1 protein-coding gene is annotated in these 725 nt (G+C 53.7%); it reads right to left on the reverse strand.

All coding sequences use genetic code 11. The features are described from left to right. Positions 1–29: 29 nt before the first annotated feature. On the reverse strand, positions 30–659 hold the full coding sequence (locus BOA8489_RS20065; RefSeq protein WP_093976071.1) for a class I SAM-dependent DNA methyltransferase: 630 nt from the start codon (positions 657–659) through the stop codon (positions 30–32). Between the last annotated feature and the right edge of the window lie 66 nt (positions 660–725).

A 725-nucleotide genomic window follows, 5' to 3' on the forward strand; every position in this document is an offset into this window, starting at 1 on the left:
CCAGAATAAACGTATCTCAGGCGGACCGCCTAAGTTTTCTCAAGGACGAAAATTTTGGCGCCAAGTTTCGGTTCTGCTAGAAGGAATGGCCTGAAGTCCGATGAGCGCTCAACTTGGCGAACAGTTGGTCCGGAAACAAGTTCTTCAATCTTCTTCTTTAGACCCTGCTCTTCGTAAGTGTCCGGCCGCACGTTGAAGATAACAAAACCTCCGGGACGCGTCACACGGATGAACTCGTTCAGACACTCAGGCGGTGCATGCCCGGGTCCAAGCGATCCGAAACACGTGACGGCAGCAAAGCTGTTATCGCTTTCAGGTATGGGTCGACCGAGGTCATGCTCGTACAGGCGATCGTAAGCCTGCAGGTTTTCAGCATGTTTGATCATCGCCGGGGATATGTCGATACCAACGATATTTGTGTAGCCAAGTATCGCCAAAGCTTCACCGACCAGCCCAGTGCCGCATCCCGCATCCAAAATCGGCCCGCCGTCGTTTGACACGTATCGCGCAGCGAACGCCGCCCCTATGGCTGGAAGCCTGAAGCCGTTGGCAATGTTCTCTTCATCATATCCGGATGCCCAAGATTCGTAGCTCTCGCGAATGGCCTGTGCCCCTTTGGCTGTATAGACGTGGTCCAGCGCGTCAGTCGCCTTGGCCATAGGGTATCTCCAATCTGATCGGTCTGGAGCTTACAATAGTCAGAAAAACCTTGATCGTCCAACGGC

The sequence above is a fragment of the Boseongicola aestuarii genome (genome assembly GCF_900184815.1).
Lineage (GTDB): Bacteria > Pseudomonadota > Alphaproteobacteria > Rhodobacterales > Rhodobacteraceae > Boseongicola > Boseongicola aestuarii.